9 protein-coding genes and 1 pseudogene are annotated in these 9,357 nt (G+C 70.8%); 5 read left to right on the top strand and 5 right to left on the bottom strand.

Annotation, left to right across the window (positions count from 1 at the left end; genetic code table 11):
- Positions 1-241, top strand: a 241-nt coding sequence (locus tag ABZ319_RS38945) for a hypothetical protein (RefSeq protein ID WP_354991613.1), incomplete at its 5' end; no start/stop codon positions are given.
- A gap of 114 nt (positions 242-355) precedes the next feature.
- On the opposite strand, the gene ABZ319_RS38940 is transcribed toward ABZ319_RS38945, so the two are convergent.
- Together ABZ319_RS38940 and ABZ319_RS38935 are read right to left on the bottom strand one after the other, a co-directional pair.
- Positions 356-916 (bottom strand): methylated-DNA--[protein]-cysteine S-methyltransferase, encoded by a 561-nt coding sequence (locus tag ABZ319_RS38940; protein WP_354991612.1) that lies wholly within the window; start codon positions 914-916, stop codon positions 356-358.
- 52 nt (positions 917-968) lie between these two features.
- Positions 969-1,268: a hypothetical protein gene (locus ABZ319_RS38935; RefSeq protein ID WP_354991611.1), complete on the bottom strand. Its 300-nt coding sequence runs from the start codon at positions 1,266-1,268 to the stop codon at positions 969-971.
- Between the two features lie 61 nt (positions 1,269-1,329).
- Between ABZ319_RS38935 and ABZ319_RS38930 the strand changes: the two genes are divergently transcribed.
- Entirely contained in the window at positions 1,330-2,826 is a 1,497-nt protein-coding gene (locus tag ABZ319_RS38930; RefSeq protein WP_354991610.1) for a PLP-dependent aminotransferase family protein, read from the top strand.
- A gap of 116 nt (positions 2,827-2,942) precedes the next feature.
- Here the strand turns inward: ABZ319_RS38930 and ABZ319_RS38925 are convergent, their stop codons facing one another.
- The gene (locus ABZ319_RS38925; RefSeq protein ID WP_354991609.1) at positions 2,943-4,232 is read right to left on the bottom strand and encodes an adenylosuccinate synthase; all 1,290 of its coding nucleotides are present in this window, start codon (positions 4,230-4,232) and stop codon (positions 2,943-2,945) included.
- Positions 4,233-4,564: 332 nt separating this feature from the next.
- On the opposite strand from ABZ319_RS38925, the gene ABZ319_RS38920 reads away from it, so the two are divergent.
- Both ABZ319_RS38920 and ABZ319_RS38915 read left to right on the top strand, forming a co-directional pair.
- A complete protein-coding gene (locus tag ABZ319_RS38920; protein WP_354991608.1) occupies positions 4,565-5,224 on the top strand; it encodes a hypothetical protein in 660 nt (219 codons plus the stop codon).
- Positions 5,225-5,264: 40 nt separating this feature from the next.
- Complete coding sequence (locus ABZ319_RS38915; protein ID WP_354991607.1) at positions 5,265-6,047, top strand: site-2 protease family protein; 783 nt, start codon at positions 5,265-5,267, stop codon at positions 6,045-6,047.
- Between the two features lie 100 nt (positions 6,048-6,147).
- On the opposite strand, the gene ABZ319_RS38910 is transcribed toward ABZ319_RS38915, so the two are convergent.
- Positions 6,148-7,242, bottom strand: a complete 1,095-nt coding sequence (locus ABZ319_RS38910) for an FUSC family protein (protein WP_354991614.1) — start codon at positions 7,240-7,242, stop codon at positions 6,148-6,150.
- Between the two features lie 64 nt (positions 7,243-7,306).
- Positions 7,307-7,756 carry a DUF3151 domain-containing protein gene (locus ABZ319_RS38905; protein ID WP_354991606.1) on the bottom strand — a complete coding sequence of 150 codons (450 nt, stop codon included), beginning with the start codon at positions 7,754-7,756 and terminating at the stop codon, positions 7,307-7,309.
- An 83-nt stretch (positions 7,757-7,839) separates the two neighbouring features.
- On the opposite strand from ABZ319_RS38905, the pseudogene ABZ319_RS38900 reads away from it, so the two are divergent.
- Positions 7,840-9,357 (top strand): annotated as a pseudogene (locus tag ABZ319_RS38900) (hypothetical protein); the annotation flags it as partial.

Below are 9,357 nucleotides of genomic sequence, written 5' to 3'. Positions count from 1 at the left end.
CGCCATCGCGGGCACCCCGGCGGGCGCGGCCCTGGGCGCGGCCGTCGCGGGCGTTCCCACCGGTGGCGCGGCCGCCGTGCCCGGCGCGGTCGCGGGCGCTCTCGCCGTCGCGGGCACGAGCACCGCGGTGGGCGCGGCCATCGGCGCCGCGGTCGGCGGCATCGGCGCGGGCCTGGGTGCGGCCGCCCTCGGCGGCCTCGCGGGCGCGACGGTCGGCGGCGTCATCGGGGCCAACGTCTGAGACCGGCCCGGGGCGCACCCGTTCGGGAGAAGGCACCCGCACCGAAGAGTCTGGTTCGGTGCGGGTCTCGTCTACATCCCCAAACCTCTACGGGCACGGCCGGACACGCGCGAGTCAGAAGAGGGTGGGTTCGCCGAAGCCGGGGGTGCGTTCTATCTCGAGGAGGGTTTGTTTCGTTGTCACGCCGCCGGGGGCGGAGAAGCCGGTCAGAGCGTTGTCGGCGGCCAGCACCCGGTGGCAGGGGATGATCAGGGGAATCGGGTTGCGGCCCAGGGACTGACCCACCGCCTGGGCCCCGCCGGGAGCGCCTATGCGGTTGGCCACCTGGCCGTAGGTCAGGGTGTGGCCGGGCGGGATCGCGCGGGTGATCGCGTACACCGCGTTGTCGAAATCGTTGATCGGGCTGGTGTCCAACGGAATCCAGGCCAGATCGTCGAGTTCGCCGACCAGGTGGGCGCGAATCTTCTCGATGGTCGCCGCTATCTCGGGGGTCGGTTCGGCTTCGCGGACATCGAAGACGCGGTGCCTGCGCAGGATGTATTTCCGCACGGCGGCCGGGTCCGGCTCGGGGAGGGCGAAACGCAGCACCCCGGCGGGGCTCCAGGCGAGGGCGCAGACGCCGATCGCGGTATCGAAGAGCGCCGCCGAGGCGAGCGGGCGGTCCGGCTGGGACATAGGGCCAGTGTGCACGCGCGGACCGACAATTCGACTATTCAAGGCCAGTTAACTAGAACTGGACTGTTTCCTGACGGCACGGCACGGCGGCAATGTCCGGTAGAGCGGTCCGCCGCCGTCCCGGCCGCGGTGCGGCGGCCGGGACGCTGTGCTCCTGGTGTGCGGCGACAGCGGCCAGGTCGGCGTACTGCCGAGCCCCGTCGTACTCCCCGACCGACCAGTCCGACATCGGGGCGTGCGGCCGATAGCGCTCCAGCAGAATGCCCCACCGTTCACCGGACTTGGGGGCGTACCGGTAAACGATCCCGGCGAAAGCGGCGACAACCAGGAAAGAGGCGAGCAGAGCGTTCATGACTCCATGGTGATCCGGTCTGGACTTGAAGAAAATATCCAGTGCCCCGATACTGGCCTTTATGGCCATTCGAGTAATCGGCGCCGCGAGCCTGACCCGCGACCTGGGCCGCTGGCGGCACGACGAACCCGGCGCCCCCGCGACGGACAACACCCGCCGTGCCACCCGCCCCGCCTACGTGGCGCTGGCCGAGAGCATCCGGCTGCTCATCCACGACGGCCGCGCCCCGCTCGGTGTCGCCCTGCCCAGCGAACGCGACCTGGCCACCACCCTCGACGTCAGCCGCACCACCGTCACCTCGGCCTACGCGCTGCTGCGCGAGCACGGCTACCTGATCAGCCGACAGGGTTCGCGCAGCACGGTCGCTCTACCGCAGACCGTCGTGCACGACGGCACCAAACCCGCGCGCAGCCTGCTCGCCATGATGGCCCAGCCCGAGCTGCCCACCATCGACATGACCTACGCCGCCATGGCCGCCCCCGCGGAGATGACGGACGCCTATACCGCCGCGCTGCAAGGACTTCCGACCTACCTGGGCACGCACGGCATGGACCCGGTCGGCATGCTCATGCTGCGCGAGGCCCTGGCCCGCCGCTACACCGAGCGTGGCCTGCCGACCGAGCCCGACCAGATCCTGGTCACCCTCGGCGCGCAGCACGGCCTGCGCCTGCTGCTGAACGTGCTGACCACCCCCGCCGAACGGGTGCTCATCGAACACCCCTCGTACCCCAACGCGATCGAGGCCATTCGCGATGTCGGGGCGCGCCCGGTCCCGGTGCCGCTGCGCCCGGACGGCTGGGATCTGGACGGAATCCGCAGTGCGGCAAGGCAAACCGCGGCCAGTGTGGCCTACCTGGTGCCGGACTACCACAATCCCACCGGCCTGCTGCTCGGCGCCGAGGGCCGCGCGGAACTGGCCGCGATCGCCCGCGAGACCCGCATGACCGTGATCGTGGACGAGTCGATGGTCGATCTGCATCTCACCGATCACGAGATCATGCCGCCCGCCGCGTCCTTCGCCCGCGGCACCGAGATCGTCACCATCGGGTCGGCGTCGAAATCGTTCTGGGGCGGCCTCCGGGTCGGCTGGGTGCGCGCGAGCCAGACCCTCATCACCAAACTGCTCGGCACCCGCTCCACCATGGATCTGGGCACCCCGGTCATGGATCAGCTGGCGACCGTGCACCTGCTCCAGCACGCCGAGCAGATCCTCACCGTGCGCCGGGAACAGCTCCGCTCGCGCCGCGCCGCGTTGCTCGACGCCCTCACCGAGGACCTCCCCGACTGGCGCGTCTCCCCCGGCGCGGGCGGCATGTCGCTGTGGGCCCAGCTCCCCGCCCCGGTCTCGACGGCCCTGGCCGCCACCGCCCCCAACCACGGCGTATTGCTCGCCGCCGGACCGCGTTTCGGCGTGCAGGGCGCGTTCGAGCGCTTCGTCCGCCTGCCCTTCACCCACGAGGAAGCCGACATCCGCCTGGGCGTGAAGGCCCTCGCGGCGGCCTACGCCTCGCTCACCCCGCACGCCGCCGAGCCCCTCGCCCCGCTGACCTGCTACTGATCCAGCGCAGGACGCCGCACCGAACGTCGCGCACAAGACACACCGCGAAAAGCACTCCGCCCCCGCTGCTTTCGAGCAGCGGGGGCGGGGAGTTCAGAACCGCGAACCGATTCGGATCAGCCCAGGATGTCGTGCCGCACGATGGTCTGATCGCGGCCCGGGCCGACGCCGATGCAGGACATCCGCGCGCCGGACAGCTTCTCCAGCCGCAGCACGTACTCCTGCGCGTTGACCGGTAGCTCCTCGAAGGTCCGCGCCCCGGAGATGTCCTCCGACCAGCCCGGCATCTCCTCGTAGATCGGCTTGGCGTGGTGGAAATCGGTTTGGGTGGTGGGCATTTCCTCGAAACGCTCACCGTCGATCTCGTACGCCACGCAGATCGGCACGGTCTCCAGGCTGGAGAGCACGTCCAGCTTGGTGAGGAAGTAGTCGGTGATGCCGTTGACGCGGGTGGCGTAGCGGGCGATCACGGCGTCGAACCAGCCGGTGCGCCGGCCGCGGCCGGTGGTGACGCCGACCTCGCCGCCCTTGTCGGCCAGGTACTCGCCGTACTGGTCGAACAGCTCGGACGGGAAGGGACCCGAGCCCACGCGGGTGGTGTACGCCTTCAGGATGCCGAGCACGGTCCGAATCTTGTTGGGGCCCACGCCCGAACCGACCGCCGCGCCGCCCGAGGTCGGGTTGGAGGAGGTCACGTAGGGGTAGGTGCCGTGGTCGACGTCGAGCAGGGTGCCCTGCGAGCCTTCCAGCAGCACGATCTCGTCGCGCTCCAGCGCCTGGTTGAGCAGCAGGCGGGTATCGGAGATGCGGTGCTTGAAGCCCTCGGCCTGGCCGAGCACCTCCTCGACGACCTGCTGCGGGTCCAGCGCGCGCCGGTTGTAGATCTTGACCAGCACCTGGTTCTTGAATTCCAGTGCGGCCTCGACCTTCTGGGTGAGGATCTTCTCGTCCAGCACGTCGGCGACGCGGACGCCGACGCGGGCGACCTTGTCCTGGTAGCAGGGGCCGATGCCGCGACCGGTGGTGCCGATCTTCTTGTTGCCCAGGAAGCGCTCAGTGACCTTATCGATGGCCACGTGGTACGGCATGATCAGATGCGCGTCCGCCGAGAGCAGCAGGCGGGAGGTGTCCACGCCGCGCTCTTCCAGCCCCGCGAGTTCGGTGAGCAGCACGCCGGGATCGACGACCACGCCGTTGCCGATGACGTTGGTGACGCCGGGGGTGAGGATGCCGGACGGAATCAGGTGCAGCGCGAACTTGTCCCCGTTGGGGAGCACGACGGTGTGACCGGCATTGTTGCCGCCCTGGTATCGGACGACCCAATTGACCCTGTCACCGAGCAGATCGGTCGCTTTGCCCTTGCCTTCGTCGCCCCACTGGGCGCCGATCAGCACGATTGCCGGCATGAGGAGTCTCCTACGGGTTCGACGCGCAGCACCGGTGATGCTGCAGCTATCCGCCGTCAGAAGGCGGTGGCCGGAAGAACAGTCTAATAGACGACGTATTACTCGCTGCGCCCATACCCTGCGACGATCGCGCGCGCCGGGCCGCGAGCACCACGCCGAATCGGACACGCGGGGATCGGGGTGACCCTCGGCACGGTCGAGCGAGCCGCTCGGCGCGGCGCGGCGGGTGCCACCGAACAGGGCTAAGGTGACAAAGGGAGCCGGACCGGCAGGGCGTCCGCGTGAACGCAGTGAGGCGATGTGTTGGCGAGTCAGAGGCGGGTGTACGGCAGTTGAGTACCCATGTTCTCCGATGTGACGGCGCGCCGGTCCCGATCGCCCTGGCCTCGCTACCGCTCACGCAGACCTCCGCGCTCCCGGACACCTCGGTCCTGGACGAACTGCTGCCGGTCATGGCGGCGGACAGCCTGCCGCGCCTGATCGTGCTCGGCGAGGACGCCGGACTGGCCGCGGTGCTGACCCATCTCATGCGCACCGAACGGCTCGGGGTGGAAATCGGGTACGTGCCCGTGGACCGCACCTACGGCTCGCGCGCGTACGCGACCGGAACGGGTTCGGCCGCCGCCAAACTGGCGCTCGAGGGCAGGCCCACCGAAACCCCGCTGATCCGCGACGACACCGGCAAGGTGCTGATCGGCCGCGCCACCATCGTCGGCGAGGGCGGGGAGAAGCTCGAGGGCGAGGCGTACGTCGACGACACCCGGTTGTTCACCGGAAAGGTCGCGGCGCTGCACATCTCGCCGACCCTGGAGATGCCGGGCCTGCACGCGACCGTGCAGCGCGGCCTGCGCAAGAAACGCTGGGTGCAGGGGCGCGCGATGCAGCTCGGCACCCGCGGCGGGGTCGTGACCCGCGACGGCATCACCACCGATAAGCCGGTGCGACGCTCCACTTTCTACCGCCATCACGAACCGTGGCTGCTGGTACGTTGACGCTCCCGGGCCAGGCAACCGGGCACTGACGAGGAGTCCGATGAACTCGCCCCGCGCGATCGGCCGGGCCACGGGCGCGGTCCGCCCCAGCCCCATCTTCCTGCTCGTGGTCGCCATCACGGTGGCGGGCGGGGTGCTGGCCTGGAATTCCGATGTGTTCTCCAGGACCGCGGAATTCGGCGTGTTCATCATGGTGATCGCCGGGTGGGTGGTCTCGCTGTGTCTGCACGAGTTCGCGCACGCGTATGTCGCCTACCGGGCCGGGGACCGCGAGGTGGAGCTGCGCGGCTACCTCACCCTGAATCCGCTCAAGTACAGCCATCCGCTGCTCTCGATCGTGCTGCCCATGCTGTTCATCGCGATCGGCGGGTTCGCGCTGCCGGGTGGTGCGGTGTACGTGCACTCGCACACCTTCAGCCCGCGCACGCAGCGGATTCTCAGTGCCGCGGGGCCGGCGGTGAACGCGGTGTGCGCGCTGGTGCTGCTGATCGTGATCCGCGTGTTCGGCAGTGAGAGTTCGCATCCCGCGTTCTGGTTCGGGCTGAGCTATCTCGCGTACTTCCAGATCATGGCGACGGTGCTGAACCTGATTCCGATTCCGGGCACCGACGGCTACGGGATTCTGGAGCCGTCGCTGAGCTATCAGACGCGGCGTTCGCTCGATCAGATCAAGCCGTACGGCATGCTGCTGCTGGTCGCGCTGCTGTTCGTGCCGGAATTGCGGGATCTGTTCTTCGGGGCGATCGACTCGCTGTTCGGACTGTCGGGGATTCCCCGGGACTGGATCGCCTACGGCAGTTCGCTGCTGCGCTTCTGGAACTGAGCTTTCGCAGGAGCGGGGCCGGGCCACCCCTCGCGTGCCCGGCCTTCCCCGAACGGTATCGGCGCACCGGCCGGATGACCCGAGTAGCGCACTACCCGATTCAATCGACGGGCGTCACATAGGGATTCGCGACCGTGGGCGGCAGCAGCGCGATGGCGGAGAGCCTGCTCACCCCGCACACCCGCATGAGGTCCACCACGATCGAACGGGTCTGGGCGAACACCACGTGCGCGGAGATGCCCGCGCCCTCCACCAGATCCTTGGTCGCGCCCTTGGCGACGGTGCGCAGCACGCGGGTGGCCTCGGCGGCGTCGGGTTGCTCGCCGGGATCGGCGAGGACCATGGCCCGCACCACCTCCACGGCCCTGCCCAGTTCTTCCACCTCGAGGGTGAGGCGCGGATCCAGGATCTCGTCGTCCCGGACCAGGGACAGCGCGCGGCGCAACAGCACGCGGGTGTTGCGGGTGGCGTTGTCCAGTGGATCGGCGACCTCGCGCAGGCGTTCCATGCGTTTGCGCGAATTCCAGTACAGCGGTGAGATTCTGCTGATCTCGCGGCCGCCATCGAGGGTGCTGCGCAGCGAATCGAGGCGGGCCTGGGTGCCGCGGGCGGCCTCCAACGCGGCCTTGATCTTGTCGGCGTCGTGCTCGAGCAGGCCGTCCGCACAGTCGGTGAGCCCGGTGCCGATGACGCCGAGGATGTCGGCCGCCTGCTGCCGGGCGCGGCGCACCGGGTGCAGCGGCAGCGCCGCCACCACCACGATGCCGACCAGGCCGCCCACCAGGGCGTCGATGATGCGCAGATTGGACGCGCCGCTCGAGGGTGGCAGCAGTGTCGCCACCAGGACCGCCGAGGACGCGGCCTGCATGGTGATGACCGGGCCGCCGTCCAGGAAGACGGCCGTGCACATGGCGGCGACGACCAGCAGCGTGATCTGCCAGACGCCGGTGCCGAAGTAGGAGACGAACAGGTCGCCGATGCCGATGCCGACCGCGACGCCGACGATCAACTCCACCGCGCGGCGCAGGCGCGCGCCGAAGGAGACGCCGATGGAGATCATGGCGGCCATCGGCGCGAAGAACGGCTGCGCGTGGCCGATGACGTTGTGGGCTATGAACCAGGCCAGACCCGCGCCGACCGCGCACTGCAGGATCGGCAGCAGCGAGGAGCGGACACGGGTGGCGGCGGTGCGCATGCGCGCCACGCCGCTGTCCTTGGCGGCGTCGAGCGTCGTGCCCAGTCCACTGCTGGTCAAGGTGTCAGTCGAGCCCGAGTTCGGCGGCGGCGCGCGGATCGCAATCCTCGAGCAGGTCCAGGCAGCGCGCGAACTCGTCGGACTCGCCGATCGAGCGGGCGGCCTTGGCGAGCGCGCCGACCGCGCGCAGGAAGCCCTGGTTGGGTTCGTGGCTCCACGGCACCGGGCCGAAACCCTTCCAGCCGTTGCGGCGCAAGGCATCCAGGCCGCGGTGGTAGCCGGTGCGGGCGAACGCGTAGGCGGCGATGATGTCGGCGTTCACCACCGGGGTGGTGGCGGATTCGCCGCCGCGCTCGAGCGCGGCTTCGGCCAGGTGGGCCCAGGCGATGGAGGCCGTCGGATGCGCCGCCGCGACCTGCACCGGGTCTTGATGATTCAGCAGCGCTTCCTCGGCATCGGTGTTTTCCGGAAGCAGTACCGGCTGTGGTCCGAGCAGATCACCGAAGGAGGTCATGCCGATCATTCTGCACCGACTACCAAAATGCTCAGTAGGCTGACCGTCGAATGACAGTTTCCGCCGAAAATGAGGGGTAGCGCGTGTCCGACTCGAAGGACGACCAGAAGCCACACGGCCCTGCCGATCCGGCAGCTCCCGGCACGGGCGCCGAACAGGACACCGCAAAGACCGAGGTTCCGGCGACGGAACCCGCCCCCACCGCAGCCACCGAGGTGATCCGCAAGCCCGGCGAGTCCGCCGAGTCCGCGAAACCCGCACCGGCCCAGGCCAATCCCCCGGCCACCCCCGGCTTCGCCACGATCCAGTACGAGCAGGCGCCGGACGGCGCGACGACGCGCTACGCGGCCGGCGGTCGCGCACCCCAGAATTCCCCCGCCGCCCCGGGCGTGTCGCCCGGGGCGGACGCGGCGACCACGAAGTTCGACGCGGTTCCCCGCGTCGGCGCGAACCCCGCGGGAGCCGACGGCCCGACCGGCAAGATCTCGAACCCCTCGGATCAGCCGGCCGGTGCGGCAAGTCGAACTGCGGCGGAGCAGGCGGCCGGCGGCCAGAGCGGCGAACGCGGTGCGGCGGGTGGACCGAGTGCCGCCCCCGGACCGGGTGGAGCTGTCCCGGCAGCAGGTAGCGCAGGCGCTCCCGGCGGGTCCGCGGACCAGGCCGAAGGCGACTCCGCCCCGGGCACGGACGACCGGACGGTCGCGAGCGCCGCGACCACCCCCATGCCTTCGGCCGCACCCGGTGTCCGGGCCCAGGCCCCCGGCGGATCCGGGCAGCCGGGAACCACCTCCGGGGCCGGCGCGGCCGGCCGCGAACAGCCCGGTGACGCAGGGCGATTCGGCGGCGGTGACGCGGGCCGGGGCGGACCGGTGCAGTCGGGCTCGAGCGGCGTGGCCGGCGAAGCGGGTCGCGAACAATCCAGCGGTGCAGGGCAGTTCGGTGGTGCAAGCGCGGGGCGTGACGCCGCGGTAGGGCAGCCGGTTGGCGGTGGCCTGGGTGGCGAACGTGGCTCGGCGGCACCCGGCGGTCAGGCGGGTGAAGGCCCCGACCAGGGCGCAACGCCCGGTGCCGCTGCGGGTGGCGCGGCAGCGGGTGGCGCGGCAGCGGGTGGCGCGGCAAATGCCGCGCGGGACAGTCAGGGCGAGTTCACGCAGGGCGCGGGGGCCGATCTTCCGGACTCCGAGCAGGGCATCGCCGGTGACATCGCCGCCGCGGGCGCGCCCGTGGCGAACGAGCCCGGCGAGAAAGGTTCCGCAGCAGCAGGATCCGGTAAGGACGCCGCGGGCGACGCGCCGCACGACGGTGCGGCGGACGCCAAAACGGTTGCTATGAAGCAGGTTCCGGCCGGGACCGAGGACGCCACCACGGCGTTCCCGGTGGTTGCCGGGGAGCAGGCCACGCAGAAGATCCGGGTGAGCGGGCCGCAGGGGCGGGCGGTCAGCAAGCCGCCGAGCTCGCCGCGCGGCACCGCCGGGCCGGGCAACGCCGGGCCGCGCGGGGCCGGGCCCGACCATCCCTCGTTCCAGGACCAGTCCGTGGAGGAGACGCGGCCCGCGCCGCCGGACGCGCCGCGGCCGCCCTTCGGCCAGCCGCGCCCCACC

Source organism: Nocardia sp. NPDC005978, assembly GCF_040614455.1.
Lineage (GTDB): Bacteria > Actinomycetota > Actinomycetes > Mycobacteriales > Mycobacteriaceae > Nocardia.
The sequence above is the reverse complement of the archived record's forward strand: the minus strand, read 5'-3'. Positions and strand labels throughout refer to the sequence as shown.